General features: G+C 69.6%; 19 protein-coding genes. 13 read left to right on the top strand and 6 right to left on the bottom strand.

Features of this window, described 5'->3' with window-relative positions:
• Positions 1-71 precede the first annotated feature (71 nt).
• Together Pla175_RS13415 and Pla175_RS13410 are read right to left on the bottom strand one after the other, a co-directional pair.
• Entirely contained in the window at positions 72-2324 is a 2253-nt protein-coding gene (locus Pla175_RS13415) for a CpsD/CapB family tyrosine-protein kinase (RefSeq protein ID WP_145285644.1), read from the bottom strand.
• 95 nt (positions 2325-2419) lie between these two features.
• The gene (locus tag Pla175_RS13410; protein WP_197526792.1) at positions 2420-3991 is read right to left on the bottom strand and encodes a sigma-54 interaction domain-containing protein; all 1572 of its coding nucleotides are present in this window, start codon (positions 3989-3991) and stop codon (positions 2420-2422) included.
• 1200 nt (positions 3992-5191) lie between these two features.
• Between Pla175_RS13410 and Pla175_RS13405 the strand changes: the two genes are divergently transcribed.
• Both Pla175_RS13405 and arsC read left to right on the top strand, forming a co-directional pair.
• Positions 5192-5617 (top strand): hypothetical protein, encoded by a 426-nt coding sequence (locus Pla175_RS13405; protein WP_145285638.1) that lies wholly within the window; start codon positions 5192-5194, stop codon positions 5615-5617.
• Between the two features lie 92 nt (positions 5618-5709).
• On the top strand, positions 5710-6075 hold the full coding sequence (gene arsC / locus Pla175_RS13400) for an arsenate reductase (glutaredoxin) (protein ID WP_197526791.1): 366 nt from the start codon (positions 5710-5712) through the stop codon (positions 6073-6075).
• Positions 6076-6264: 189 nt separating this feature from the next.
• On the opposite strand, the gene Pla175_RS13395 is transcribed toward arsC, so the two are convergent.
• Complete coding sequence (locus Pla175_RS13395) at positions 6265-7086, bottom strand: sugar transferase (protein ID WP_197526790.1); 822 nt, start codon at positions 7084-7086, stop codon at positions 6265-6267.
• 568 nt (positions 7087-7654) lie between these two features.
• Here Pla175_RS13395 and Pla175_RS13390 point away from each other — a divergent pair.
• The 10 genes from Pla175_RS13390 to cas9 all read left to right on the top strand — a co-directional run bounded on the left by Pla175_RS13390 (position 7655) and on the right by cas9 (position 21456).
• Entirely contained in the window at positions 7655-8440 is a 786-nt protein-coding gene (locus Pla175_RS13390) for a glucose-1-phosphate cytidylyltransferase (RefSeq protein ID WP_145285628.1), read from the top strand.
• Between the two features lie 487 nt (positions 8441-8927).
• Positions 8928-9689, top strand: a complete 762-nt coding sequence (locus Pla175_RS13385; RefSeq protein ID WP_145285625.1) for an Npun_F0296 family exosortase-dependent surface protein — start codon at positions 8928-8930, stop codon at positions 9687-9689.
• A gap of 757 nt (positions 9690-10446) precedes the next feature.
• Complete coding sequence (locus Pla175_RS13380; RefSeq protein ID WP_231953885.1) at positions 10447-11268, top strand: WecB/TagA/CpsF family glycosyltransferase; 822 nt, start codon at positions 10447-10449, stop codon at positions 11266-11268.
• 511 nt (positions 11269-11779) lie between these two features.
• Positions 11780-12499 carry a PEP-CTERM sorting domain-containing protein gene (locus Pla175_RS26005; protein WP_197526789.1) on the top strand — a complete coding sequence of 240 codons (720 nt, stop codon included), beginning with the start codon at positions 11780-11782 and terminating at the stop codon, positions 12497-12499.
• A 996-nt stretch (positions 12500-13495) separates the two neighbouring features.
• Entirely contained in the window at positions 13496-14056 is a 561-nt protein-coding gene (locus Pla175_RS13370) for a sigma-70 RNA polymerase sigma factor region 4 domain-containing protein (RefSeq protein ID WP_145285622.1), read from the top strand.
• 757 nt (positions 14057-14813) lie between these two features.
• Positions 14814-15224 carry a TA system antitoxin ParD family protein gene (locus Pla175_RS13365; RefSeq protein WP_145285618.1) on the top strand — a complete coding sequence of 137 codons (411 nt, stop codon included), beginning with the start codon at positions 14814-14816 and terminating at the stop codon, positions 15222-15224.
• Entirely contained in the window at positions 15221-15802 is a 582-nt protein-coding gene (locus Pla175_RS13360) for a hypothetical protein (protein WP_145285615.1), read from the top strand. The genes Pla175_RS13365 and Pla175_RS13360 overlap by 4 nt, the downstream gene beginning before the upstream one ends.
• An 827-nt stretch (positions 15803-16629) precedes the next feature.
• Positions 16630-17271 carry a choice-of-anchor C family protein gene (locus Pla175_RS13355; protein WP_145285612.1) on the top strand — a complete coding sequence of 214 codons (642 nt, stop codon included), beginning with the start codon at positions 16630-16632 and terminating at the stop codon, positions 17269-17271.
• A 363-nt stretch (positions 17272-17634) separates the two neighbouring features.
• Positions 17635-17943, top strand: a complete 309-nt coding sequence (locus tag Pla175_RS13350) for a hypothetical protein (RefSeq protein ID WP_145285609.1) — start codon at positions 17635-17637, stop codon at positions 17941-17943.
• A gap of 279 nt (positions 17944-18222) precedes the next feature.
• Entirely contained in the window at positions 18223-21456 is a 3234-nt protein-coding gene (gene cas9, locus Pla175_RS13345) for a type II CRISPR RNA-guided endonuclease Cas9 (RefSeq protein WP_145285606.1), read from the top strand.
• A gap of 559 nt (positions 21457-22015) precedes the next feature.
• On the opposite strand, the gene Pla175_RS13340 is transcribed toward cas9, so the two are convergent.
• From Pla175_RS13340 to Pla175_RS13330, 3 genes are all read right to left on the bottom strand, one after another.
• On the bottom strand, positions 22016-23605 hold the full coding sequence (locus Pla175_RS13340; RefSeq protein ID WP_231953883.1) for a sialate O-acetylesterase: 1590 nt from the start codon (positions 23603-23605) through the stop codon (positions 22016-22018).
• Positions 23606-24071: 466 nt separating this feature from the next.
• Positions 24072-25655 carry an arylsulfatase gene (locus Pla175_RS13335; protein ID WP_145285599.1) on the bottom strand — a complete coding sequence of 528 codons (1584 nt, stop codon included), beginning with the start codon at positions 25653-25655 and terminating at the stop codon, positions 24072-24074.
• Between the two features lie 18 nt (positions 25656-25673).
• Entirely contained in the window at positions 25674-26138 is a 465-nt protein-coding gene (locus Pla175_RS13330) for a hypothetical protein (RefSeq protein WP_145285596.1), read from the bottom strand.
• A gap of 59 nt (positions 26139-26197) precedes the next feature.
• Between Pla175_RS13330 and Pla175_RS27105 the strand changes: the two genes are divergently transcribed.
• The gene (locus Pla175_RS27105; RefSeq protein ID WP_391527835.1) at positions 26198-26434 is read left to right on the top strand and encodes a tyrosine-type recombinase/integrase; all 237 of its coding nucleotides are present in this window, start codon (positions 26198-26200) and stop codon (positions 26432-26434) included.
• Positions 26435-26460 lie beyond the last annotated feature (26 nt).

Raw genomic sequence — 26460 nt, 5'->3', positions numbered from 1 at the left:
GGGGCGGGGGCGGGGGGGGTGGGAGGGGTGGCGGCTTGGGCGCGTGAATGTCGTCGCCTGCCGCGGGCATCCTAGCTTACGATGCCGAGCATGGGAGCGCGGAGTTCGATCAGGTCCTGGACCGCCGCCCGGCTGGCGGGGTCCTTGACCGCGGCGCCGCTGGCGGCGAGCAAGATCCCGTCGGCCCGGGCGGCGAGCATCTGAAAGTCGGCGCGGGCGACGACTGGCGGGCCGGCCACCAGGATCACCGAGTACGTGTTGCGGCAGTGCTCGAAGAGCTCCGAAAAGCAGCTTGACGCCATCGCCTCGCGGGGAAACTCCATGTCTCCCGCCGAGATCTGGTCGACCCCGGGGCAGCCGGTCGGCTGGATCAGGTCGGCGACATCTTCGCACTCCCGAGAGAGGAATTCGGAGAGCCCGTAGCGGGTGGCCAGTGCGGTGTCGTTGGCCGCCTGTTCGTCGGTCGAGCCGTCACTCGATTGCGAACTTGGCGCGGCCGTCAATCGCTGACCGTTCGGATTGGTGAGGGGCAGCAGCCGCTGGTGCGGCGCATGGCTCGGCCTAGCGGCGGGCCGACGCCCGAGCGACGGGCACATCGCGTCGACCACCAGCACCCGCTCTTCACGGTGCGCCAGGCACTCGGCGATCGCCGTCATCAGACGCGCAGGGGGGGCCGTCTGCCCTAAGTTGCTGAAAAGCACCACGAACCCTGACCGGTTGGCCGACTGCTGGATGCGGAGGGTCGCCATCCGCACCGCCTGGTCGAACCGCCAGTCGGGGGCGTCGTTCTTGCCGATCTGGTAGTTGGCCAGCAGCCGCTCGGCGATCACCGGGAGGCCCCAGCGGCTGGCGAACTGCACCACCGGGCTCTGCCGCCGCGCGAGCCACTCGACCCCGAACACCGGCAGCGCCAAGGCGCCCGCGATTGCCGCCGCGAACATCACGAACATCTTCTTCTTGTTCGAGTCGACCTGGGTCGTCGCCAGGCTGGCGGGCATGTGCACCGAAAACTCCTGCGTGCGGCACGCCTCGACCTGCCGCATGTTCTCCAGCTGTTGTTTCACGAGGTTGTACCGGTTCTCGGCGGCCGCCAGCTGCCGTTCCTCCTCGCCGAACTCCTCCCCCACGCTCAGCGGCATGGCCGCGCCGGTCGCCTCGGGCGCCGCGGAGGGCGCCTCGATGTCCGCCAGACGCGTTTCGAGCATCACCTGCTGGTGCTGCAGCGGGATCAAGCCGTACTCTAGCTGGACCCGGCGACTGGTGAGCGACTGGAGGTCGCGGTCTAAGCCTCCCAGCGCGGCGACGTTGACGGCGCCCGCAACCGGGGGCGCCTCGAGATCGATCTGAGCTAGCTTCGTTTTCCAGTCCGTGTAGCTGGCGACCGAATCAAGCGGCGCCTTGGACAACGCCTCGAGCCGGTTCTTGAGTTGATTGAGATTGTCCCAGGTCTTGGTCCCCTGGCGGTAACGCTGCATTACTCCATCCAGGAACTGGACCCGCGCGTTGACGTGGGCCTGCTGCAGCCGCCCCAGAGCGCCTAGGATCTGTCCGTCCGTCTGACGAAGCTGCTCTTCGAGGCTCTTCTTGCTCACGGCGAGCTGCTCGAGGGCGGCCTGAGTGTCGAGCATCCGCTCGCGCTGAGCCGAGAAGTCGTCGGTTGGGTCGCTCGCGAGCCCCTGCTCCCTGAGCAGCTCGGCGCGGGCGCGGCGGGCGTCGCGGAGCCGCTTCTCGGCCTGGTCGACCTCGCTGCGGGCGGTGAGCTGGACCGACTCGACGTGCCGCATGTGCTCGCCGAGGACTGCCTTGCGCCGACGCGCCGCTTCGTCGATCAGCAGCTGCATCGTGTCATTGACCATCGCCACGCCATCCGCCGGGTTGGCCCATTGCAGCTGGAGCTCCATGATGCTCGAGCCGCGGCCGACCTTGCACTTGAACATCTCCGCTAGGCGACCGGGGGGCATCTCCAGACCGTGCTGATCGCAGATCCGCTGCATGCTCGGGATCGAGAACAAGATCTCTTGGTAGGTCGTCAGGCTGGGGGGCTGGTAGACCGACGGACCCGGAGGCAGCGGCAGGCCGCCGTACATCAGGCTGCCGTGGACGACGGCGGTCTGTTTGCCGAACTCTTGCGCCAAAAAGTAGGCCCCGCCCGCCCCGGCCAGGGCGCACAGCGCCAGCAGCCACCAGCGTTTGCGGATCACCTCCAGCACGAACGAGTCTTGCACCGCGTCTTCACCCGCAGGCGTCGCGGCGGCGGGACGCATCCGGTCGAGCACCAGCGGCGACTCGGGGGCCAATCGGACTTCGCGTGGTTCGTAGGCCATGGGTAACGCGCTCGATCGGAAGGCAGTTAAGGGCGGGGGGCTGGGGTGGGGACTCTGGCCGCGGAAACGCGCGTCGCGAGACGGGCGCCTCGCACTCAGCGGGGCTTGGGCTTGCGACGCCTACGCTCGCGGGGGATCTGGTATTCCTTTATCTTACGATACACGGTCGCTTGGCTCAGCCCCAGCAGCTCCGCGGCGTCAACCACGTGCCCGCGCGACTGCTGGAGCGCCTCGAGGATCGCCGCCCGTTCTTGCTGCTGGAACCGCTTGAGGGTCGGGGCCGCCGGCCCGGCGTCGGGGGTCGCGGCGTCGCCGCGACGTTGCGGGCCAGTGGGTTGTGCGCCGGTCCGCACCGCCCCCGGTCCGCCCGAGAACGCCGTAGGGATGTCGCTCACCGTGACGAGCGCGCCCCGCGTGAAAATCACGATCTGCTCCACGAGATTCTCGAGCTGCCGGACGTTGCCCGGCAGCGGCAGCCGCTCGAGGGCCGCCAGCGCCTCCTCGGTGAACCCGCGGGCAGGCCTGCGGTGCTCGGCGGCGTACCGGTCAAGAAACACCGCCGCCAGCTGACGGATATCGCCGGGCCGCTCCCGCAGCGGCGGGATCGAGATCGGGACGACATGCAACCGGTAGAAGAGGTCCTCGCGGAGCTGCCCCGAACGGACCAGCTCGCCGGGATCGCGGTTAGTGGCCGTGATGATGCGGGTCGCGACCGCGGTCGGTCTTGGGGCGCCGATCGGCTGGACGACCCCGGTCTGCAGGAACCGCAGCAGCTTGGGCTGGATCGCGACCTCCATCTCGGAGATCTCGTCCATGAACAGCGTCCCCCCGTCGGCCGACTGGCAGTACCCTGTCTGGTCCTTCGCCGCGGACGTAAACGACCCCTTGGCGTGCCCGAACAGCAGGCTCTCGGCCAGCCCCTGAGGGATCGCCGCCATGTTGACCGGGACGAACGGGCCGGCCGAAACGCGGCTAAACTGGTGGATGGCCTGAGCCACCAACTCTTTGCCGGTGCCACTCTCCCCGCAGATCATCACCGAGGCGTTCGTCTCGGCGACCTCGACGATCCGCCGGCGGATGCAGTCCATCGCCGGGCTGTCGCCGATCAGGAGCTTGGCGAGCTCTTTTTCTGCGTGCTCGTGCGCCGCCTCTAACCCGCGGGCGTGGGAGATGCTGGCGCGGCTGTCGGCCGGCTCGGTGGCGGAGGAGCCACGATCGCCCAGTCCCTGGGCCGGAGGCTCCGCGGGGCGGCGCGAGAAAGTCGCCTCGGAGACGAGCCCGTCAAGCTTGTGCAGCCCACTCAGCCCGAACATCACGTCGTAGGCGCCGGCCCGGACCGCCGCGAGGACTTCTTCAAAGGACTCCTCTTCGTCTGGGACCCGGTAGAGGACCGGCGTCGTCTGCATCAATCGCGGGTAGCAGTGACGCATCGCGAGCGTCGGCTTGCCGCAAAGATGGGTGTCGAGGATCGCGCCGCATTCCGCGCCTTCGGCCATCAGTGCCTCCAGACGGTCGTAGGTGTGCGCGACGCGGCAAGCACACCCCAGCCCCTGGAGCCGCCGCTCGATGGCCAGGGCGGCTTCCGAGCTGGCGATCCCCAGCACGATCAGTGGCCGCCGCTCTGCCGGGGCCGCGACGGGTTTTACGAACGCCGATTTGGGTGTCACGACAGCGACCGGCGGTTGCGGTCGCGATCCAACCTGTTCCGCGGACACGTAAGACATGTCTCTCCTTGCGGCGGTTATAGGGATGACCTCGTGGATGATGGACGCCTCAACTGAGAAACGTAAGAAGGCCCCAAAAAGCTCACACTTGTTAGCAAGAATTCTTAGAAATCATCATTTTGATGAAGATCGGGCGGAGTCCGGTCGCCCTGCTGACGCCAACCGTGGCGCCTCCCGACCCGGGCTGCTGGTAGTTGGGCCGCCGCCGAAGAGCGGGCCGTTGGCGGCGTCAGCGGCCCGACGGGCCGCCGGCGGCCGCGAACCGCGGCGGCCCGGTCTCGCCTCGCGGTCTGGGCCGCTCGGGAGGGCTGCGGTACGGCGGTCGTCGCCGGCGCGAGGACCCGCCCCGCCGGGAGGGTCCCTGCGGCGGGCCGATGCGGCGCACCGCCATGTTTCTGCGTAAGAATATTCACCTTCAAGCCCCATCTCCTGTCGGTAACCAGGTTTTCCTCTCCTCGACTTCTGCCTCCGAGTTCGTTTTCGATCCCTCCCACGGCTGGGCGGCACGCCATCCCGCGGAGGGCCGCCAGCCGCGGTCAAATCGGCGCCCGGCTAGCGGACCGTTGCCCGTCCCGCCCACGCCGATCGCCGCCGGGTTGGCGTCTCCCGGCAGCCCCACTATCATCACTCGGTTACTTTTCTAGCGGCTCATTCTCCCCACTTTTCTTCGATTAGTGCGCGAAACCGGCCCTCGAAACCGCACAGGCGCTCTAGCTTGACCCGGCAGCGTTTCCCGACCGCATCGCGGCGCCCCCGTAGATTCGTCCAACGGACTGCGTGCTGAGGGCGTGGCCCCGCGATCGGGCCGTTCCCGGTTGCTCGCCGATCGGGCCAAGCCCCAGCAGCAACCAACCGCTGAAGGAGGTGCGGTCAGCTAGCGAATCACGCGGAACGTCGTGGCGCTTGTGCGGCCACCAGGCGCGAGAAATCCCCCATTTTTTCCTTTGTTAAACTGCCCGCCCTGGCGCCTACCCACTCCCATCCCCCTGGTTGTTTCGGCCCCTTCGGCCCCCCGCAGACTAATGCGGAGGACCCCAGGATGCAAGTGTTTTGCGTTGTGCGCCATCCCCCAATCGGGCCGGATGGGAAGACGCTCAGACGATCAGCCATGGGTCGTTTTCGCGACGCCCTTTCGCTCCGGTCGTGGGGAACCTTGAAGGGGGCGATGGTTGGGTTTGTACGGGTGACCTGGGCCTGCTGGGTGGATCGAAGATCGATCTCGCCGTAGGTTTGGTCGCGCTGCTCCACCCTCGACGGCTGGTTGGCCCCGCGGCGGCGCGTTGCGTTGCCGAGGTCGGGCCGGTCGACGATCGGTGCAGGCAAACGCGGGCGACCGCCCCTCCCACGGCGGCGACGGCCCAGAGGCATCGCGAGAAAGCCGGTGGGCGCGACGACGGGCCGGAGGCCCGAGACGGCCGGGCGAAAGCGTGGCGCAAAGACTCGGCAGAACTCAACCCGCGCGGCAGGGGGGCCTTCACCAGCGGCGACACCTCGCCGGGGCAGGGGGGCGCCTCCCAACCCACGATGGAAAACCCCCGATCGCTGGTGATCCGATCGGGGGCGAACTAGCATGGGCTGGTGTGCGGAGCGGCAGCGTCACGGACTCGCCGCTACCGGCCCCGGGAATGACCAACCAACGCAGCGTTCTGAGCACCTCAGCCATGGAAACCACGGTCACGATCTATCACAACCCACAGTGCTCGAAGAGTCGGGAGGCGTTGGAGTACCTGCAGGCCAACGGGATCCAGCCGACCGTGGTTGAGTACCTACGCACGCCGCTGGATATCGACGAACTCCGCCGGCTAGTGAAACTGCTTGGCGTGGCCCCGAGCAGCATGGTCCGCGCCAGGGACTTCCAGCGGCTGGAGCTCGACTCCCCCACCGATGCAGACGGGTGGCTGGGCCTGATCGCGCTGCACCCAGAGCTGCTGGAACGCCCGGTTGTGGTCGTGGGCGACCGCGCCCGGATCGGACGGCCTGTCGAAAGGCTGGCCGACCTGGTGGACGCGGCGAAGTCGGCGGGGTAGCCCGGGTCCACGCGGCCTTCGGTCCAAGCGGCCTTGTCCGCGGACAGGCGCCTGGGGGAGCGACGCCGCCAATCGGGCGATCGCGCTGGGCGCCTGCTTCAGCGGGTCGGGGGCGATGAGGGCCCGTCTTCAGGCCCACTGCTCTTCAGGCGTGCAGGCCTCGCGGCCGGGGCTCGCCGGTGGGGCTAGCTAGTAGGCCCCGTCTCCGGAGAGGACCGCCGGCAAGGTCAAGAGGATAAGCCTCGCGTCGAGCCACAGGCTACGGTTCTCGATGTAGTCCAGGTCGAGCTCGATCTGCTCGGGGAACGACAGCCGGCTGCGCCCGGAAACCTGCCAGATGCAGGTCAAACCAGGCTTGGCCTCAAAACGCTGCATGTCGCGCCAGGAGTACTTCTCGACTTCGCTGGGGACCGGCGGTCGGGGGCCGACCAGGCTCATGTCGCCTCGAAGAACGTTAAACAGCTGCGGCATCTCGTCGATGCTGCCGCGGCGCAGCAACCGGCCGATCCAGGTGACGCGCGGGTCGTTGGGGATCTTGAAGGTCCGCGGGTCGTCGTGGTGGTTTTCTTCGTGGAGATCGACTTTTAGGCGATCGGCGTCAACGACCATCGAGCGGAATTTCAGACACCGAAACTCACGCCCGTTCAGTCCCACCCGCGTCTGCGCGAAGAGGACCGGGCCGCCATCGTGGAGCTTGATGAGCGCGGCCGCGACGGCCATCACGGGTGAGAACAGCAGCAGCGCCAGCAGGCCACCGGCGATGTCCATCAGCCGCTTGGCCATCAAGTAGAAACGCCCGGCCGCCAAATCTAGCGCGTCGCGCTGGGCGTGGGACGGATGGATCACTATGCCGTCGCCGGCGGCCGCCATGTCAACGTCCAGGACGTCGCCGGCAAGCACTTCGGCGATCAGCGAACCGGTCGATTCTGGAGTTCGCGAGGCTCCTTCATGGTGAGCGGGGGCGCTGGCGGCGCGATGGGGACGGGGCTTGGTGAGCTCTCGGACAGGCATGGCGATCAATGGTGGGGACTCTGGCGGGACGCGTACCGGCCGCTGCTTTGATACCGGCGCGCACATTCGGCTTGCCGCGGGGACGGGCAACTCTCGTGCCACCCGACGTTTGACCCACGGGGGACCGGTAACCTAAGAGACCGATGCCCGCTTGCCAATCCCTACTAATGCCGCCAAGCGCCGCATCCGTGCGACCTGCAACTTGCTCGAACAAGACTTGCGCGATCGCCACACGCTGCTCCTAGGCGGACGCCACACTTCTCAGGATGAGAAACTGCGTGAGAAGTTTCGCAAAGCGAACACTGATGACAGCTCGCCGGGGGGCACCCGACGGGCGTCGGAAGAGCCTGGCAACCGGGACCTCACAGAACCCCCGGGTAGAGGCGGGCCAGGCCGGCGCTGTCGGAGTTCCTCCGTCGCCCGTTCTTGACTAGTCTGGTCCATACCGGGTGGACGTCGACCGTGACGTGCAATACACGATCGCCGATCGGCCGCAGGCCCCGGCAGTGCGTCGCAAGTGATCCCGCCCGGCCCCCCGGCCCCGACTTTCCGAGAAGGACCCGTGTTGATGAATGATGTCCCGGTTTTTATCCTGTGCGGCGGCTTCGGCACGCGTCTGCGCGAGCAGACTGAGTTCCGCCCGAAACCGATGATCGAGATCGGCGGCCGGCCGATCCTGTGGCACATCATGCGGAGCTACGCCCGCCACGGTTTCCGCCGCTTCGTGCTCTGCCTGGGGTACCGCGCCGAGGTGATCCGCGAGTACTTCTTGCACTACACGTCGCTCAACAGCGACTTCACGGTCGAGCTCGCCACCAACACCGTGACGCTCGATTCCATCGACCACACCGACGACTGGAAGGTCACGCTCGCGGACACCGGTCTAGAAACCATGACCGGGGCCCGTGTCGCCCGGGCGGCCTCCCGCTACCTGGGCGACGCCGAGCACTTCGCGGTCACCTACGGGGACGGCGTCACCGACGCCGACCTGGCCGCCGAGTTCCGCTTCCACCTCGGTCACGAAAGGCTGGGGACCGTGCTGGGGGTCAACCCTCCGTCCCGGTTCGGCGAGATCAAGCTCGACGGGGACGCGGTCCTCCAGTTCGAGGAGAAGCCCGAATTCGCCGAAAAATGGATCAATGGCGGGTACCAGTTCTTCCGCCGCGGTTTTCTCGACTACCTCAACGAGGACCCGGCTTGCGTCCTGGAGAAGACGCCGCTGGTCCGTCTGGCGGCCGCGGGCGAGCTCTCGCTCTACCGCCACCGCGGCTTCTGGCACTGCATGGACACGCAGCGCGACTACGACAGCCTGAACGCCATGTGGAGTCGCGGCGAAGCGCCCTGGAAAGCGTGAGCCCGCCTGCTTTCCGAAGGGGCTGCATCGACCTCCAAAGGCGAGCGTCAGCCTCACTTCGTTGCCACGCGTCCATCGTGCACGTGGCGCGTTGATGCGGCTTGAAATCTCTCTGTGCTGGATTGCAGAAGCGGCAGGGGCGCGAGGCGGATCGACAGGTGAGTTCTGGCCGAGTGGCTGCCGGAATGATCGGGTCGTCGGCAAACCGCGGCCGCTGAAAGTGCTCCCTGCCCGCTCCTGGCAGGCGGGCAGGCAGACCGTACCGATTCGGAATATTCGGCGTTCCGCAATCCACTTCCGAGTTCAGAAGGGATTTTCGTTTGCAGATTAATGATCCAGTGGGTAGAATTGGCCTGAAGCGACAGATTTTGCAACCTGGAACCGTACCCGTAACGCCCGCCTGTTCGGACCGTTTGGAACCCACGGGTTTCTGTCTGCACCTTGAAATGACTGTCCGGATGAACCTCCCCGCCCTGCGAGTCGATTGATGCGATCTCACCGAAGCCTCACCTGCCTGATTTGTGTAGCGGTCGTTGGAGCTAGTTCGGCGGCCCTCGCGTCGATCTCGATATCCTCTGCGTCCGTGGGTGGATCGGCATTGACCGGTCCAAACATCCGCTACGCGAACTTCAACGACCTCACGGTCAACTCGACGGGGGGCCTAACGTCCACCGCGCCAGCGGGCTCGCTGCAGGTCAACCTGACGCCCGGCGCCAAGGTCGTCACCGGCAAGCAGTCTGGCCAGTACGCTCCTCCGGTGTTGTCCAACGGAAACGGTTCGAACTTCGGCGGCCAGTTCATGGGGGCAGACGGCACGCCCTACATCACGACGGGCTCCACGGGAGCAACCCCCAACGCTGCCGCAGAGCTTGTCTTCGGCTCGGCGACCAGCTACTTCGGCCTGCTTTGGGGCTCGGTAGATAGCTACAACAAGCTCACCTTCCACCTGGTGGGAGGAGGCATCGAGACCGTGACGGGGACGGATATCATCAACTTCTGGAACGCGGCGAATGCCCCTTCCTTCCCGTCTGGTTCGCAAGCGACCGGCGGCACGCTCTACGTCAATTTCGACTCGACGATCGGGATCGAAAAAGTCGTGGCGACGAGCTCGAGCTATGCGTTCGAGTTTGACAACGTCGCGTACGAGTCTCCACTGGGACAGATCCAAGCCGTCCCTGAAGCTACGTCCGTCGTTGCGTGGGCTTCGATGCTGATCGTCGGGGCCGCCTTGGTCCGCCGACGCGTGTGACCAGGCTGCTCCGGGCGAGACCGCGAATCACGCGGGGCGTTCGGACGAGACAGGCCGGGCGGGCCGATAAGGAGTGATCCTTTCTACCCCCGTTTTTCGACGTTGGTGTAGGCGAACGCTCGCGTCTGGACGATCAGCCACCTGCAGGCCAATAAGTCCAAGCCTGCTCCCTCGAGCACCCATCGTCTTACACTCATCACGTTGTGAGTGACCGCGTGCAGGCGGGTTTAGCGATTCTGGGTACTTGTCTCTGGTGAGCGGAGGGCGGCGCCCAAGAGCCGCCCGGTCATGCCGTTTTCTGTCTCAATCCGCCGCCGCTGTCGGTGACTCTTCTTGTCGACGCGGGTCGCCGTCTATTTGGGCCATTGCGATGTAGGCTGCTTGTTGGTTGGTCGGACGTTCCCGCACAAGCTCACAGATTGTCTTCATGCCGTATTCCTGCCGCGTGTGAACATGGGATGGCGCCCTGTCGGGACCGTCGTTGGCGAAGCGCGGGTCGATCGTTGTTCGACCCGAGGCTCGTTGGAGCGCGGGGTTTCAGTGTGTCTTGTCGGGGCGGGGTTGGCCCGTCGCGCGACGCCGGCCTCGCGTCTGCTGAGGTCAGCCGTCCCGAAACCCACTGCGACACCCCTCGGAAGAAAGCCGCGTACTCTGCCGACGGCTTCTCTTGAGCTCTGCTCCCTTCGACCGGCACAAACCAACCGGCAGGCCGCTGGGTCCCTGCCTCCGGGACGGGATACTAAGCTAGGTTTGCCGTATGATTAACGCACCGGCGCCGACGGCGACCAGCACCGCAACCGCCTTGCCCTGCGAGACGATGTCGCCCCGCATCGAGCTTTTTGAGATCGCCATCGACCGCGTTACGCTCGACGGGGCTGTCGCCCGGCTGGCTGATTGGATCGACGCGCCCCGCGGAGTCGGCTGCCGCTACGTCGTCACCCCCAACCTCGACCACGTCGTTCAGCTCCGCCACAACTTCGAGCTGCGGGCCGCCTACGCCGAGGCCGGCCTTGTGCTCGCCGACGGCTGGCCGCTGGTCGCCGCTTCGCGGATGTTCGGCAAACGGCTCCCCGAGCGGGTCGCCGGCTCGGACCTTGTCCCGGCGTTGCTGGACGCCGCCCCCCAGCGGGGCGGGCTCAAGGTGTTCTTGCTCGGCGGGATGCCCGGGGTGGGCGAGCGGGCCGCCCAACGTATCGCCAAGCGGTACCCGGCGGTCGAGGTCTCCGGGATCCATTCTCCCCCGTGGGGCTTCGAGCACGACCCGTGCGAGACCGACCGGATCGTCGAGCTCGTCGCCAAGGCCGAGCCCGACCTGCTAGTCGTCGGCCTCGGGGCGCCCAAGCAAGAGCTCTGGCTCCACCGGCACTATCGGCGGCTGCCGGTCCCGGTCGCCATCGCCGCGGGCGCCACGATCGATTTTCTGGCGGGCGTCCAGACCCGCGCGCCGCGCTGGATGCAGCGCAGCCACCTCGAGTGGCTCCACCGGGCAGCCAGCGACCCCCGCCGGCTCACGGCGCGGTACGTCCGCGATGGGCTCGCGCTCCCCGGCTTGCTGTGGGGGGAATGGCGCCGAAGCTGAGCGGCCGCCGAGGGGTAGCGGTTCGTTGAGGACCGCACTGTCGGGCCGCACCGCTGCCCACCTTGCTCGGCGGGAAAGCCCCGCGGCGGCGTCCCTCCGCGGGATACGCGCTTTCTCTTCCACCGTCCGCCCAGCGGCGCACCGGGCCGTCCCGCCCGCCAGCGGCTTGCCCACGCCCCCCCGAGGAGCTGCGCTGGCCGGTGACAAGGGCGGTGTCGCCGCCGCCCCGCGCCGCTTGGCGCGCTCGCCACGAGCCGCGTTCCGGGCAGGTTTTGGGTCGGGCCGGCCGAGCGGCGCCGAGACCACACGCCGTCCGTCGCCCATCAGCCGGCCCCCGCCACGAGGATTTCCCCGCTGAATTCGGTTTTTTTGGTTGAAGTCCGGCAGCGCCGGCCTTAGACTCCAAAGCAGCGGTTCGGGTTTGGGCGTGAACGCCCAGCCCCTGGGAACCGGCTGCAAAGCCTTGTTGAGACGCTACTGCTGCACGAACTCCTCGTTTGGAACCCGGCTAATGATCTCTTCTCCTGCTGCGCTCTCGCGCGCTGCCCGGCGCCTGCTCTTCTGTGCGGTCGCTTTGGGCACGATTGCTCCCGCTTCGGCCGGTGTGATTACCAGCGTCACCATGTTCGGTCCCAACGCGGGCGTAGGCCCCGGGCTCGGCACCGTCGCGGTCCCGGCGATCATCACGGGCGCGCCGAACAACGACAACGTCCCGACCCCGGGCGTCCCCGACAACAACGTCGTCGTGCCGATCAAGCGGTTTGATGCGAACGGCTTCATCGACATCGAGTTCTTCGTCTCCCCCAGCAACGGGGTCACCGAGTACGCCTTCTTCGAGTCGGCCGACAACAACACGGGCGTCGATTGGAGCGGCTACCGGATGATCCTCGGGTACGGCGTAGGCCCCGCCTTCGTCCCCTCGGGCCCCGGCGACGGGCTCGACTTTGACTTCCCCGATTACGACCTCCCCCCGACTTCCTCGGCCTTCCCCGTGGTCGTGACGCCCAACGAAGACACGCTGCTGTTCAGCGGAGGGACCCAGTCCGCCGGCGCCGAGAGTTTCCAGTTCCGCATCGACGTCCCGGACGTCCCAACGTCCCCCTACTTCAGCCGCTTCACGCTGCGTCAGGTCCCGCGGCCCGCGCCCGTGCCCGAGCCGGCGTCGCTCCTGCTGCTGGGCGTTGGAGCGGCCGGGCTTGGCGTCTGGCGCCAGGGGGCGTCGCGCGGCTGAGAACCGGAGTCGCAGCGCAGGTTCGGGGCCACGGGCGGGCATCCGGACGGGCATCCGGACGGGCGTCGTTCGGTCGTCGCGCGGGGAAGACCCGCCGCCGCCGGCCGGCGTTGCGGAACAACCGCTCGCCTCTGCGCCAGTGACGCCGCAACCCGGAGCCCGTGCCAAGGCGGGTCCTGCAACTTCGGGGCTTCAGGACAACGGCTTCATCCACGGCGGCCAGTTCTGGGAGTAAGTGGTAGAAGCGGCAAGCCTGTTCCGCCGACAGCAGCGGCGCGGCAGGGACGCTCTGGCGGGGCTCAGGAGATGGCTCGCCGCGTCGCACAAGCACGCCAGGTTGTGGCCTGCCTTGGGGCCGCGGACACCCCGGCGGTCTGCTTGCCAGGGGGCGCCGCGGACCCAGTCGGGTCGGTTCTCGATGCCCCGGTGGCGCCGCTGCGCCTCCGGCGGCTTCGCCGCGTTGCCCCCCCCGACGACGTAAGACGCGGGTAGTGGCGTGCGGCGCCTGGGTGGTCTTGCCATCGCGGCGGGTTGTCCTCTTCAGACGGACATCCTGCCGCAGCCCGGGCCAACGCGTCAGCGAGGGACCCGCACCAGTGCGGGTCCGCAGCGATCGCGTGACGCCGCGGCCGTGTTCGTAGCCGCGAAGACGTGCGGCGGTCCGGGCCCGCCTTGGCAGCGCCGACGAGGCCGTGCCGGCCCGGCGGGCGCTAAACATTCGCCGGTTTCGCGGCATAAGAACTTGAGGAAGCCTTAGCCGCCACGCCCCGCCAGGGGCCGTGGCCCCTCCCTCCCGCCGGACGGCTGCTTCCAAGCGTCGCGCCGACGCGCCCGCGAGCCCCGCGCCAACCCGGCGCCCGAGCCCGCTCCCCTAGGCCGACGTCCCTGCCGGCGCCCCGTCGTCCGCTCTGCGCGCCCCGCGCGAGCGGTTGTGTTTTCCCCCACGACCGCCCTCGGCGTGCGGGGGCGGTCCTTTCCCCAAGGACGCCCCCCGAGATGAGCGTAGCTGCGACTACTTGTACGCCGGCATGGCAGGAAGGGTTTCTGGCGCTGCTGCCGTCTATCGAACGCCAGGTCCGCAGGCTGCTGGGCGGCCTGCGGGGCGAGGCCCTCGAAGACGCCTGCAGCGAGGCGGTCGCCCAGGCCGCCCTCAACTACTACCGCCTGGCGGAGCAGGGACGCGCGTCGGTCGCCTTCGCCACGCCGCTGGCCCGCTACGCGGTCCGGGTCGGCCGGGCCGGCAGGCGGCTGGGGTCGAGCCCGGCCGGCCGCGACGCCCTTGGGCCGGGCCGCCGCGGAGAAGCCGCGGGCTGGGCCGAGCTGGTCGCCGACCCGCGCGCCACGCCGGCCGAGATCGCCGCGGTCCGGATCGACTTCCGCGACTGGCTCGGCCGGCTGCCCGCAGCGAAGCGACGCCTGGCCGTCGCGCTCGCCGAGGGAGAGTCGACCGGCGACGCCGCCCGGCGGCTAGGCGTCTCGGCGGGGCGGGTCAGCCAACTGCGGCGGGACCTGGCCGAGAGCTGGCGGGCCTTCTCGGCGACGCCGGCCGCGGCCTAGTGGCGTTCTGAGGAGGTTGGTGGCTTGGGCAGGCCTGTCCAGACGGCCTCCGCCGGCGCGCAGCATCCACCGTGTGGTCCGGCCCCCGGTTCGTAACGCGGCCGCCCAATCGCCGCCGGCTGCTGCGGGAGCGATCCGGGCGTCGCCCGGATCCCTGCGGGCCGCTGCGGACGCCGCTGCGTCCGGGCGGCCCGCAGGGGAGGGAAGGCGCGTTCGCCCGGGGGCGCCTTCTCTTAGCCATCAGGGGTTCGTCGGATGGACGGGGGGAAGCATGGCTCGGCGGGGCGCGGGGTCCGGTGGCGCGGCTGCTTACGCCCCACCCGCGGGGCGCACTCCATCACGCGGTTACGCAGGGCGCCGCGATGCATCGCGATCGTGAGCGGACGGCGGGGTGCATCTTGCCCCCGCCGGTAAGCCGGAGGAGTTCCTTTCCCACAAGTTCCAGAGGCCTGTGATGGCCGGGCGGCGACGGTCGGGTAAGAAGCGGTCGTTTTGGCGATCGGGTTTGGGGGAGATCTAGGCGAGCGGGCTGTCGCCGCGAGTGATTTGCGGGGGTGAGGGGAGAGCGGCCGCGTCGTTCGATGCGGGGCGACGACCCCTCCTGCCGAGCAGGTGCGAGCGGGCGCGGAAAGGCGGGTCGCAGCGCTTTCGAGAGCCGCGTGAACCGGGCTAGAGTCGACTTTTGAGACCAACCGGCGGCATGGGGGGGGATGAATCGGCGTTTGCTCCTCGGGTAGCAATATGCCACCCTTAAGGCATGAGCCAGCCTGTCAAGCTATCGGACGACCTCGTTCTCGACGCCCGCGTCATCGGGGAGGTCGCCCAGCGCTCGATCGCCGGTCAAATCGAGTTCTGGGCGAGGCTCGGCCGCGCCGTCGAGCCCCTGATGAGCGGCGCCGCCGCGCTCGCCCTGCGTCGCAGCGGGGACGCGCGGCCGCTTTCGGCGCTGATCGAATCGGTCCACTGCGATGAAGGCCGCCAGCGCGTCACCCACTACCTGTCGAAGCAGCCGTTCCCGCACTACGAAGCGGCCGACAAACAGCCCGGCTGCGTGGTTCGGATCGAGGCCGGCGGCAGCCGCACGGTTGGGCGTTTCGTGAACCGCGTGTTCGTGCCGGTGGAAAAACCCCCCGCCAGACGCAAGTCTGGTTCGAAGGCCCAGAAGTGACGGTGCTGCCGTGGCTGGACGAACGTCCGCTGCTGGTCGCCATCGCCGGTCCCGATGGCGCGGGGAAGACGACCTTCTACCACGCGCACGTCGCCCCAGCCGGATTGCCGCTGGTCGACGCCGACCGGCTCGCCTTGGAACTTTCGTTGGATGCTTACCAAGCGGCGGAGGCGGCCGCAGAAATACGCCGACAGCTCGTCGGTGCGAACGAGAGCTGCGCGTTCGAGACCGTCTTTTCCGACCCCGTCGCCGCGGAGGTGCGGTTCTGGGAAGAAGCGTCGGCTGGCGGCTACACGGTAGCCTTGCTGTTCGTCGGCCTGGCCTCGGCAAAACAGTCGATCGAGCGGGTGGCGATGCGTGTCACCCAAGGCGGCCACGACGTGCCTGACGACAAGCTCATCGCCCGCTACCCGCGGACCTTGGCGAACCTGCATGCGGCGATGGAGTCGGTCCAGCACGTCTTGATCTACGACAACTCCGACCTCGCCGATCCCTACCGGTTCGTGGCCCAGTACGAGTTGGGCAGGAGAGTACGAGCGGCAGAGCCGCTGCCGCGCTGGCTGCCGGTGCGAGGCTGAGCCCCCGCAGCGAAGCGACGCCTGGCCGTCGCGCTCGCCGAGGGGGAGTCGACCGGCGACGCCGCCCGGCGGCTGGGGGTCTCGGCGGGCCGGATCAGCCAGCCGCGGCGGGACCCGGCCGAGTGCTGGCGGGCCTTCTCGGCGGCGCCGACCGCGGCCTCGTGGCGCCCTGAGGAGGTTGGTGGCCTGGCTGCGGCTGCCCAGACGGCCCCCGCCCGCGCGGAGCAACCACCGTGCGGCCCGGCCCCCGGGGTTTTGGTCGCGGCCGCCCGATCGGGTCCGGCTGCGGCGGTCGTGCTCAGGGGGGCGCCCGACACTCTGCGGGCCGCTGCGTCCGCAGCGGCCCGCAGGGGAGGGGAGGCGCGTCCTCCCGTGGGGGCCTTCTCTTAGCCATCAGGGGTTCGTCGGGGCGTGCTGCTTTCAAGGCGTGTTCGAAGAGCAGAGGCCGCTGCTCGCTGAGGCGCCCGCACGCGGCCGCCGGTTGAGCCCCGAGATTCCACCCGCGCCGGCGAACGCCCCGGGGGGTCGCACCCAACGACGACGCGGTCCCAATCGCGGGTCGTTGCGCCGACCGGCGCCCCCCCCCCCCGCGGCGGGTCCGTCAGGGCCGAGGCCCGTGTGAGCCGGCCTCTCCGAGGCGCTGCCGACCAGAACGCCCGAAGGCCGGGGACCGTCCTCCGAATGGTGCGGGCGTGGGTTGGCGGCCCCGTGTTCAAGCGCGGCGCTGATGTCGACTTGTGGGTGGTTCTGGTAGGCTAGCGGGGGCGCGGCGTGCACAACACGAGGCCGCGGCTTAAACGCGTCCACCCGATCGCGAGCTACTTCCCATGCATCACCCGTTTCGGACGTTATCCCTAGCGGCCTGGCTGCTGTGCGTGTTGCTCGGCGCCACGGCCCGCGCCGGTTTCGTGACCAACGGCGGCTTCGAAGACCCCGCCGTGGTGGGACGGTTTCAGACGTTTTCATCCGGCGAGACGCTGAGTGGTTGGCAGGTCGGGCCGGGGGGCGTGGACGTCGTCCACCAGGCGTGGCAGGCCGCCGCCGGTACGCAGAGCGTCGATCTTTCCGCGACCGACGCGGGTTCGATCTCTCAGCTGCTCGCGTTGACCCCCGGACAGACGTACGACCTCGCGTTCTGGTTGGCCGGCAACCCCCAGGGGGGCCCCGCGCTGCGGGAGATGGAAGTGTTTTGGGCCGGCGGCTCGCTCGGCGTGTTCGCGTTTGACGCCACCGGTCGCACCCCCACCGCGATGGGTTGGCAGGCGCACCGGCTCACCGGGCTGTCGGCCCCTGCCGGCGCCGTCGAGCTCCGCTTCACGTCGCTCACCCGCAGCGCCTTCGGCCCGACGCTCGACGGCGTCTCGGTCGTCGCCAGCGCCGTGCCCGAGCCGCCTGGATCGGCCCTGCTGGGTCTTGGCAGTGTCCTGGCCTGGCTGGGGCTCGGCCGCCGCCCGAGAGCCGTGGGCTAACGCCCTCCGCCCCCATCGTTCCGCAAGGATGCGTTCTGCAAGCACGCGAGGGCGACGCTGCGCCCCGCGCGTGAAGCGGCCACTCGCACAACGCGGCGACCCCCAGCGAACTGACGCCGGCAGGTCCGCCGCGCGTCTGGGCCGCACGGGCCCGGCCCGTCGCTCGGCGCCGCGCAGCCCCCCTCAGCGCTGCGTCTGCGCATGTAACCGGCGGGGCGCCGCACGCTGGGCGCCGGTCGTAACGATCGCTGGCCCGGGGCGACCCGCCGCGGGGTTGCACGCTGCGCCCTCCTCGGGTTGAAATCCAGTCACGGGCGCCGCGTCGTGGCGCGCCCCGCCTCTTCTACGACCGGAGCCCCCCGTATGCTGGCGATGTTCCTTGCTCGGTTTGTCACCAACCGCTGCACGCTCTGTGACCTCGAGCTGGGTGAGCAGGCGGCCCACGACTCGGACCCCGACGTGTGCCACTGCCGCTGCCCCGACTGCGGCAGCTACGCGATCACCCAGGAGGCCGCGATGCAGCTCGACCGCCACGCGTGGGCCGCGGGGCTAGCGAACCTGGCCGCCGCGATCCGCGACGCGAACCAGCGCGGGGAGCGGCCGCTGGTCTGCCTCGCCAACCTCGGCCCCGCGATGTCCGGCGGCCCGCTGGGCGCCGGCAACGCCGGCTAGCCCTCACGCGCGTCCGCCGCGGGGGCCCCGGGCGGCCCCCGATGCCCCGCTCCCTCCGGCGACTCGGGTCGGACCCACCGAGACTCTGCCCTGAGGCCCCACCCCCCAGACCCTAAAAAAAGGCCCTTAAAAAAAAAGGCCGCCCTGGCGGAGCCAAGGCGGCCGGTTGCCCCGCGGGGCAGTGCCTGCGAATTCTTCGTCTTGCTACGAAAAGGGGCAGGCCAGGATCGGTTACACTCGTGATTGTGACTCCGGCGATCCCCTTGTCAACACGAAGCCATGCCCCGAACCCTCGGCCTCGCCATCGGACCCCGCTCGATCGGCTGGGCGCTGGTCGACGACGACCGCGACGCGTCCGCCCCCCGCGGCCTGATCGACATGGGGGTGCGGGTCTTCCCCGCGGGCCTGTACGCCTTCGACACCTTCAATGAAAAATCGCTGGCCGAGGCCCGCCGCGCCGCCCGCCTGCTCCGCCGGACCGGCCGGCGGCGGGCGCAGCGGGCCCGCCGGCTCCGCCGGGCGCTGGTCGGCTGCGGCCTGTGGCCCGGGGACCCCGAGCGGCAGGCGGCCGAGACCGCCAAGGACCCCTACCTGCTGCGGGCCAGGGCCCTGCGGGAGCCGCTCGAACCGTTCGAGGTCGGCCGGGTGCTGCTGCACCTGAACCAGCGTCGCGGCTTCTGCTCCAACCGCCGGAGGGAACGCGGCGACGCCGAGGTGAAGGGGCTGCTCGCCGAGATCCGCCAGAACGAACTCGAGCGGGAGGCGGGGGGCCACGCCACCGTGGGGGCGATGCTCGCCGCCAAGCGGGCCGTGCAGGACCCCCGCCGCCGCGAGGCGGGGGACCACGTCCGCAAGCGGCGTTTCTCGCGGGAGCAGCTCGAGGCGGAGTTCGAGGCGGTCTGGCGGGCCCAGGCGCCCCACCACCCGGGCCTGCTCACGGAGGCCCTGCGGGTCGGGGCGTTGGGGGGCCAGCGGCGGCCGCGTCGGCCGGTCCCCAGGCGCCACCCCGACCGCGCCGGGCTGGGCGACCTCGAGGCGTTCGGCGTGCACGGGCTGATCTTCTTCCAACGCAAGTACTACTGGCCCAGGTCGGCCGTCGGCCGGTGCGCGCTGGAGCCCAAACGCCGCCGCTGCCCGCGGGCCGACCGGCAAGCCGAATTGCTGCGGGTGCTGTGCGAGCTCAACAGCCTGCGCTACACGGTCCCCGCATCGGGCGAAGAGTTCGCCCTGGACCAGCCGCAACGCACGGGCCTGCTGGGCCTGCTCTCCCGCAAGCCGCGGGTGACGTTCGACGAGGCCCGCAAGCACCTGGGACTGCCGGCGTCGGCCCGCTTCAACCTCGAGCGTGGCAAGCGTGCGTCGCTCGCCGGGCGGAGCACCGAGGCCGCGCTCGCCAAGGCGACCGGCGCCGGCTGGCGCCGGCGGCCCGAGGACGAGAAGGACGCCATCGTGCGGCTGCTGCTGGACGACGACCTGGAGGACGAGGCCCTCGTCGGCCGGCTGGTCAGCGGCTTCGGCATGACCCCCGAGCAGGCCGCCAAGGCGGCGGCCGTCGAGCTGCCGTCGGGGCACGGTCCGCTCTCCCGCCAGGCGATCGACAACCTCCTGCCCCACCTGCAGCGCGGGCTGCCGTACCAGTCGCCGTCCGAGCCCGAGCACAGCGCGTTGCACGCCGCGGGCTACCTGAAGGGCGGGGCGTCCGGACGCCCCGCGCTCGACGCGCTCCCCCCGCTGGAGCGGACCCCTCCGGCCGACCCGGTGGGCGGCGACCCCGCCAGCCCCGTGCTCCGGCGGGTCCTCGTCGAGCTCCGCAAGCTCGTCAACGCCATCCTCCGCGAGCACGGCAAACCCGAAGTCGTGCGTCTGGCGTTGGCCCGTTCGGTGAAGCTCGGCAAGCAGAAGCGGGGCGAGCTGGCCCGCCGCGGCCGCGAAGCCCTCGCCCAGCACAAGGCCGCCGCCCAGGCGATCGGCGCGCTGGGCGCCCCGGCGGGCCCCGAAGCGGTCCGCCGCTACCTGCTGTGGCGGGAGCAGGCGGGGGGGTGCCTGTACTGCGGCGAGCCCATCGGCTCCGAGCAGCTCCTGGGGGAGGGGGTGGTGGTCAACCCCATCCTGCCGCTGACGCGCACGCTGGACGACTCCCGCTCGAACCAGCTCGTGTGCCACCGCGCGTGCGTCCAGACCAAAGCCGAGCAGACCCCGCACGAGTGGCTCGCCGCGGCCCGGCCCGAGGCGTACGCCGGCCTGTGCGAGCGGGCCGGCCTGCTGATGCGTCGCGGCGTCCTCCCGTACGCCAAGCAGCGGCGGATCGTGCGGGAGGGTTTGGAGCTCGAAAGGCACCTCGTACGGCAGCTCTACGACACGTGGCACACCACCCGCGCGACCGTCGCGTACCTGCGGCTCCTCTACCAGAAAGAGGGCGCGGTGCTCGGCTACCAGCGGAAGTTCATCCCCGAGCTGCGGCGGCGTTGGGGCCTGGAGAGCGTCCTGCGCGAGCTGCCCGACAGCCCCGGGTGGCCCAACGCTGCGGGGCTCAGCGACGGGGGCCTCAACAACGGGGGCCTCGACAACGGGGGCCAGAGCGACGGGGGCCAGAGCGACCGGGACAACGACCGCGCCGACCACCGTTCGCAGGCGATCGACGCGCTGGTGATCGCGCTGACGAGCCGCGCCAGGCTGCGTCGGCTGGCCGCGAGCGTCGGGCAGGGGGGCACGCTCGCGCCCCCCTGGGAGGGGATGCGCGAGCAGGTCGCCCAGCGGCTGCGGACGATGCACGTCTCGCACCGCGTCGAGCGGAAGGCCCGCGGGGCGTTGCACGAAGAAACCCAGTACGGCCCGACCCCCAACCCGGCGGAGTGGGTGAGGCGCAAGCCGGTGGAGGACCTCACGGCCAACGAGGTCGCGCTCATCCGCGACCCCGGGATCCGCCGGATCGTGCAGGAGGCGCTGCGCAAGGCGGGGCTGGAGTCGGGGCGGGGCAAGAAGCAGGACGTCCGACGCATGCGGCAGGCGCTCGGCGGGCTGCGGATGCCCTCGGGCGTCCCGATCAAGCGGGTGCGGCTGCTGCGGCCCGACGCGTCGGTCCGGCCGCTGCGTGACCCCGCGTCCCCCGGCCAGGCGTTCGTGCGGCCCGGCTCGGTCCACCACCTCTGCCTCTTCGAGTTCGACCAGGACGGGAAGCCCAAACGCGAGGTGCTGGTCGTGAGCCTGCTGGAGGCGATCACGCGTCTCAGGCGGGGCGAGAGGATGATCCAGCGCGAACACCCATCACGGCCCGACGCCCGGTTCGTGATGTCGTTGGCGTCGCGTGAGGCGGTGCTGGCCGACTGGAAGGGGACGCAGCTGCTGCTGGTTTTTAAGACGGCGACGACGGTCCACGGGCAGATCTACTTCGCGCTGGCGAACGACGCGCGACGCAGCAACGACCAGACCAATTACACGGCCAGGGCCAGCACGCTGGTCGCCAAGAAGGTGACGGTGGACCCCCTGGGCCGCATCCGCCGGGCGAACGACTAGGCGGGACGCGGCGAAGGCCCGCCCTGCCGGCGTTGGGTCTGCCGGTGTTGGGTCAGCGCGCGTTGGGTCTGCCTGCGTTGCACCAACGGGGACGCCCAGAACGAGCGTCCGGCCCGATGCTCAGCGGCCCGGAGCTCAGCGGCCGGGCCCCTCGACCCGCGTCTGCCGCAAGAAGCAGACGCCTGGGATCGAGAGAGCCGAGCCGTGTAACCGAACCTGACCCGCAACCAATCCGCAGCGGCGAGCCACAACATCAAGGCCAAGTATAGCCGGTCCGGGCCCGCGTCCCAACCATCTTCTCGGCGCCGCGCGACGGCCCCCCAGCAGGACCAGGGGAGTCCGTGCCAGGGCATGGGCGCCCCCCCAACCGCTCGAAGGCCCCCTCGGCGGCGGCGCCGCTGCGGTGAGCGGCGGCACAGAGGTAGGGACGGGCCGGTGCGTTGGGCCCCGCAGGCGCCGCCCGGTTGGAGGTGAGAGGTGCGGCCTCACCACGCCACGCCGGGGGGCACGTGAGCCCCACGCGATCGTGACGCAGCACGCCGCGTCCGCGTTCAGCCTGTCATCCGTGCGGCGCGCTGGTCCACCGGGTGCGTGCGACGCGGACGCTGCACGCGGCGCCCAAGAGACCGAGCAGCCAAGCGGCCGGCTCGGGCACGCCGGCGCCGCGCGCCGGCGCGGCGGGCCCGCTCGTGCCGAAGCGGCTCTTCCAGAGGGTGTAGTCCGCGGCGTCGACCCCGCCGCCGCCGCTGCCGGCGCCGTGGAGCGCCTCTTCGCTGGGCGCGCCCAGGTTGTCGCGCCAGCGGGTGTAGTCGGCGGCGTCGACGGCGCCGTCGCCGTTGAAGTCCCCCGCCAAGACCGCGGAGACCCCCTCGAGGCGGACGTTGTCGAAGTCGACCGAGGTTCCGCCCGCGCCGTCGAGCGCCACCAGCCGGACGCCCAACGCGCCGGCGTCGCCCGCCCCGGCCGTGTAGCTGATCGAAACGTCCGTGAAGGTCCCGTCGGCCAGGCCGGTGATGGCGCCGGAGTCGGTCAACACCTGCCCGCCCGCCAGCAGCTCGATCCGCGCCCCGGCAAATCCCGGGCTCCCCCCCGCGTCGCGGTCGCCGATGGCGACGGTCAGCTTGTAGGTGGTCCCGGCCCGAACCGCCGCGGACAGCGTCTGCTCGACCGACGCGTCCGCGCCCGTCATGGAGAGCGCGTGCGTGCCCTCCATGGCGCCCACCACGCCGCCGTTGGCGTCCAGGGCCGACGCATCCAGGTAGGCGCCGCCGCCCGGGTTGAAGGTGCCGATCACGCCGCCGCTCTTGATCCAGCCCGACACGATGGCCGGGTTGACCGCGTCGTCGCTGCGGGCGGGGGTCTCGAAACTCGGGTTGGTGATCTGAAGCGGGTCGAGCCGGCCCTGGATCGCATCGGCCATCCGCACGCCCAAGGTCTGTTGGGCCGCTGAGGTCAGATGGAGATTGTCGCCCTGGAGCGGCAGGTCGGTCGTGATCACCAGGGAGGCGCGCTCGTCGAGCGCGGCGGTGCGGGACTGGGCGTTCTGCACCACCGGCCAATGATCGGTGCGGCTCGTCACGGCGAAGGCGAGCTGCCCGATGACGAACGGCATGTCGGGTACGCCCAGGTCGGTGCGGACCGTGGAGATGAAGTTGGTCAGGTTGGTGTGGTACGCCGCCGCGGTCGGGGCCGAAGAGGTGTCCTTCTCGCCCTGCATCCAGAGCATGCCCTTCACCGAAAAAGTGTCCGCGGCCGGAAGCGCCGTGACGGCGCTATGGAGCGTGTCGAGAAGACGGTCGTACTCGTTCGCGCCCGGGTCGTCCGGGTTCCACTCCTGGATCAGGTCGGTGGCGCCCACGGCGTGCTTGACGATGGCGATCTGGCGGCCGGGGTTGTCGTCCGCCAGCGTCCGGCCGAACGTGATCTCAGGCCCGAAGGCGTTCGCGTTGTTCCCCGACCCGGGCGCCAGCGGGCCCCACGAGCCGTCGACGCCGTTAAAGAACAGCACGTCGGTCTGCGGCGCCTGCAGCGGAGCGGGCAGAGCGCTCTGGTGGGTGTTCCAGCCCACGGCGTTGGACTGGCCGCCGAGCAGGTACAGGTCCCATTGGGCGGCGACCGCTCCGCCGGCGCACACCCCCCAAGCCAACACGCAGCCAAGCCCGACGCGCCTGCCGCGGCGCCCGGAGCAGCGGGGCGATCCTCTGCCAGGATGACGAAGACGCTTCAAGAGTGCTTCCCCCTTGTGGTTCACCTCGGAATCAGCGGCGGCGTTTCTCTACCGCTAACTGTCACTTTAGCTGCAAGGGCGGCTGGTGCAGAGCCGGTCCGCACCCGTCGAGCATTGCGCCGCCAGCCCGCTTGGCGGTGCAGTGACGCGTGCTTCGGGTTAGGCTCACTCCAACGAGCGGCGCCAGCAGCAGCGATACCGGCTCAGGAACCCCAACCTTGCACGCCTTGCACGCCTGGCGTCGACGCGGCGGACGCGCCTCGCTCGAAATAGTCCGTCCACAGGGTGTAGAAGGCGCTTTCGACGCCCGTTGCGGAAACCTCTCCCGCCGCATCAAGCTGAAACGCCACGGACCCCTTGCAAATCCTAGTCGCCTCTTTCGCGAGGGCTAAAGGCCGATCTCCTTCGGCGGATACTTCTTAAAGGTCGCGGCATGGGCCTTGAGTTTGCCCAACACGCTGGCCAGCCACGGGTCGAGCCGGTGGCCGACGGGCATCTCTTCTTTGGGGTCGAGGTGCAGGTTGAAGAACCACGGCGACAGCCCGACGTCGTGCAGCAGCGCCATGTCGATGTGCATGTGCGTTGCCTGCGGCAACACCACCTTGACGTGCGCCTTGTACTCGTGCATCCGGCAGGCCATCAATTCCGATCCCCACCAGAAGTAGGCCGTCTCGCGGTTCGACACGCCCCGGTCGGTGAGCAAGAAAGAGGTCTGGTCGACGAAGTCGTAGTACCGGTCGGCGGGCAGCTTGCTGGGGGGGACCTCGGCGAGCGTCAACGCCGTTCCGAACAAGTCCATCAGGTCGAACACGTCGTTGCTGCACCGGCCCGGCGCAATGACCCCTTTCCAGTAGGCGACGCCCGGCACGCGGACGCCCCCTTCGAACGTCGTGCCCTTCGCGCCGCGGAAGGGGGTGTAGCCCGCGTCGGGCCAGGCGTCCATTTGCGGGCCGTTGTCCGAGGTAAAGAACACAAAAGTATTCTCCAGCACTCCCGCCTCAGCGAGCGCCCGGACGATCGCGCCCACGTGTAAATCGACTTCCGCGACCGCTTCTTTGTAGGCGTACTTGCTTTGGCTCAAAGAGCCGAGGTCGGGGTTGCGGAAGTTGTCGCAGTGCGCCTTCATGAAGCAGTGCTCGATGAAAAACGGCTTCTCCTGCTGCGCGAGCTCCTTGATCTGGGCGACGGTAAAATCGGCCAGCACCTTGTCGGCACGGCCCATGTCTTCGATGGATTGAATCTGCGCAAGTTGCTCGGTCCCGCCCCCCTTGAAGCCGTGCGTCAGATGATCCTCGGGTCCGACGGCCTCGAAGCCCCTTAACCTTTGCGCGTCCAGGACCAGCCCCGGATAGCGCCTCGGGTCGACCCGCTGGGATATCTCCTTCTGGGCCGGGTAGTAGCCGTAGAACTCGTCGAAGCCGACGTCGTGGGGACGCATGCCCTCCTCCTCGCCCACGTGCCACTTCCCGGTGAGCAGCGTGTGGTACCCGGCGTCGCTCAGGAGCTTGGCGAGCGAGACCTCGTCCTCCCAAGGGTTCTTCGTGACCTTGTCGCCGGCGAGGATCGGCCGCGTCAGCCCGGTCCGCCTGGGCAGCCGCCCGGTAAGGATCGCCGAGCGGGTCGGCGTGCACGTCTGCTGGGCGTAGCAAGAGGTGAGTTTCAGGCCCTCGGCAGCCAGCCGGTCGATGTTCGGCGTGGCGGCGCCGGTCATGACGCCCCCGCCGTAGCACCCTGGGTCGCCGTAGCCCATGTCGTCGACGACGATCCACACGACGTTCGGTCGCTTGCCGTGCTCCTGCTTCAGCGCGGCGAGCTTGGCCAGGGCCGCCTCCTGCTGCTGCGGGTGCGGGATGGCAGGCTCGAGGTTCTCGGCCGTACGAACCGAGCGATCGAACGACCCGCCAGACGCCTCGGCGTTCAGTGAGAGCCCGAGCCCGAGGACGAGCACGAAAATCTGGCAGACCTGGCGCATGGCGGCTCCCGACCGGACCTAGTTGAGTTCTATCGTAACCGCCTTCAGCCTGCCGGTGAAGTCGAAGGGCATGTCGTACCCGTCCATCACCGGGGCGCCGGTGTCGAAGCCGATGTCGAGCGTCTCGTCCAGGGTGACGCGGTTGGGGATGCTCTTCTCGACGCGGCCCTTACCGATCTGCTTGCCCCCCGCGTACAGCGTCACGTCGGCGCCCGCCAGCGGCTTGTCGGCGTCGGTCTTGTAGACCGCCTTGAGCGCGACTTTGCCGGCGGGGAGCCGCTCGTCCGATGCGATGGTGAACCGCTCAACCCCCACTAGGTTGTAGTGGTAGACCAACTTGCCGTCCTTGATCATCAGCCCGTAGCCCGCGAAGCGGCCCCCCTGCGTAATCAGCATCCCCTCGGCGCCCGCCTCGGGGATCTCAACGTCGGCGGTGATGGTGTGGCTCTTGTGCTTCAGGTCCGGCGCGGCTCCCTCAACCACCCTCGAAGGCGCCGCTGTTCCGCACGGTCGATAAGAGCGGGCGGCTGACCGATCGCGGGGTGGGCGGCGTCGAGACCTGCCGGAGGGTAAAGCGACGGCTCGAAGCCGCCGGCTTGCCGGGGAACATCTCTCCGCACTCATTCCGCTCCTGCGCCGCAACCGACCTGCTGCTTCAGGGTGTCCCGCTGGACGATGTTCAGCACCTTCTCGGTCACTCGGATGTGCGGACGACCCGCCTCTACGACCGCCGGCAGAAGGCGGTCACGCGGGATAGCGTCGAGCGGATCTCGGTGTGAATCGCAATCTGCTCACGCCCGTCGGT

The organism is Pirellulimonas nuda (genome assembly GCF_007750855.1).
GTDB classification, from domain to species: domain Bacteria; phylum Planctomycetota; class Planctomycetia; order Pirellulales; family Lacipirellulaceae; genus Pirellulimonas; species Pirellulimonas nuda.
Note: the sequence above shows the minus strand (reverse complement) of the source record. Positions and strands in the feature narration are given on the sequence as shown.

Excerpts from the sequence above, each read along its gene's own strand:
- Pla175_RS13415 (WP_145285644.1), bottom strand. The coding sequence starts at position 2,324 with ATGGCCTACGAACCACGCGAAGTCCGATTGGCCCCCGAGTCGCCGCTG.
- arsC (WP_197526791.1), top strand. The coding sequence starts at position 5,710 with ATGGAAACCACGGTCACGATCTATCACAACCCACAGTGCTCGAAGAGT.
- Pla175_RS13395 (WP_197526790.1), bottom strand. The coding sequence starts at position 7,086 with ATGCCTGTCCGAGAGCTCACCAAGCCCCGTCCCCATCGCGCCGCCAGC.
- Pla175_RS13390 (WP_145285628.1), top strand. The coding sequence starts at position 7,655 with ATGAATGATGTCCCGGTTTTTATCCTGTGCGGCGGCTTCGGCACGCGT.
- Pla175_RS13385 (WP_145285625.1), top strand. The coding sequence starts at position 8,928 with ATGCGATCTCACCGAAGCCTCACCTGCCTGATTTGTGTAGCGGTCGTT.
- Pla175_RS13380 (WP_231953885.1), top strand. The coding sequence starts at position 10,447 with ATGATTAACGCACCGGCGCCGACGGCGACCAGCACCGCAACCGCCTTG.
- Pla175_RS26005 (WP_197526789.1), top strand. The coding sequence starts at position 11,780 with ATGATCTCTTCTCCTGCTGCGCTCTCGCGCGCTGCCCGGCGCCTGCTC.
- Pla175_RS13370 (WP_145285622.1), top strand. The coding sequence starts at position 13,496 with ATGAGCGTAGCTGCGACTACTTGTACGCCGGCATGGCAGGAAGGGTTT.
- Pla175_RS13365 (WP_145285618.1), top strand. The coding sequence starts at position 14,814 with ATGAGCCAGCCTGTCAAGCTATCGGACGACCTCGTTCTCGACGCCCGC.
- Pla175_RS13355 (WP_145285612.1), top strand. The coding sequence starts at position 16,630 with ATGCATCACCCGTTTCGGACGTTATCCCTAGCGGCCTGGCTGCTGTGC.
- Pla175_RS13350 (WP_145285609.1), top strand. The coding sequence starts at position 17,635 with ATGCTGGCGATGTTCCTTGCTCGGTTTGTCACCAACCGCTGCACGCTC.
- cas9 (WP_145285606.1), top strand. The coding sequence starts at position 18,223 with ATGCCCCGAACCCTCGGCCTCGCCATCGGACCCCGCTCGATCGGCTGG.
- Pla175_RS13335 (WP_145285599.1), bottom strand. The coding sequence starts at position 25,655 with ATGCGCCAGGTCTGCCAGATTTTCGTGCTCGTCCTCGGGCTCGGGCTC.